Raw genomic sequence first — 464 nt, 5'->3', positions numbered from 1 at the left:
ACGCCAGCGCGCTGCGGGGCGACCTGCGTCCCGGGCCGTGCGTTGCCCGGGAAGCACGAAGGCCCGGAACCGTCTCCGGTCCGGGCCTAGGCACACGTCTGCGCGGCCCATCTTGCACCGTTGTGATTCGGAGCGCAAGCAGCACGGACGTGGCGTGCTGCCTACCTGTCGTCGGCGGCGGGAGGTGAGACGTACACGAGACCCGCGAGCAGCGCCTCGACGCGCTCCGCCCCGGGCGTGTGGCCGAGGCTCGGCGGCGAGTCACCAGCGCTGGGCCGGGCGGGCCGGTCGCCGTCTCGCAGGTCCAGGACGTCGCGCACGCGGTACAGGTGGCGGCCGCGCTCGTCCTCGCCGTAGTGGTGGATCCGCCCGCGACGCTTCCACGACCAGATCGTCGACGACGGCACGCCGTACCGCGCGCGGGCGTCCTCCACCGTCACGAGCTCGTCGTGCTGCAGGTGCCC

Annotated in this window: 1 protein-coding gene; it reads right to left on the bottom strand. The window is 73.9% G+C overall.

Translation table 11 applies throughout. The annotated features are described in order from the left end of the window. Positions 1-161: 161 nt before the first annotated feature. On the bottom strand, positions 162-464 hold a 303-nt coding region (locus G3I71_RS47185; protein WP_203733143.1), incomplete at its 5' end, for a helix-turn-helix domain-containing protein.

The organism is Streptomyces sp. SID12501 (assembly GCF_010550245.1).
Classification (GTDB): domain Bacteria; phylum Actinomycetota; class Actinomycetes; order Streptomycetales; family Streptomycetaceae; genus Streptomyces.
This window is presented reverse-complemented; position numbering and strand designations above follow the sequence as displayed.